The organism is Sphingomonas sp. CCH5-D11, assembly GCF_001557395.1.
Taxonomy (GTDB): Bacteria; Pseudomonadota; Alphaproteobacteria; order Sphingomonadales; family Sphingomonadaceae; genus Sphingomonas.
In genome coordinates, this window is record NZ_LSKH01000215.1 from 1 (window position 1) to 232 (window position 232).

1 protein-coding gene is annotated in these 232 nt (G+C 67.2%); it reads left to right on the plus strand.

All coding sequences use genetic code 11. The features are described from left to right. The coding region (locus AX702_RS13775; protein WP_156455491.1) for a cbb3-type cytochrome c oxidase subunit I at window positions 1–232 on the plus strand (232 nt) is incomplete at both ends.

Consider the following 232-nt stretch of genomic DNA (forward strand, 5'->3'; position numbering starts at 1 on the left):
CAGCTGCTGGGGGCGCGCGACCTGCCGTTCCCGCGCCTGTCCGCCTTTGGCTATTGGAGCTTCCTCCTGGGCGGCGTCTTCGTGCTCGGCTCGATCTTCTTCGATGTCGCGCCCGATGGCGGCTGGTTCATGTATCCCCCGTTCACCACCCGCACCGACCTGTCGGGGCTGGGCGCGGATATCTGGATGCTCGGCCTGTCCTTTATCGAGGTGTCCTCGGTGGCAGCGGCGG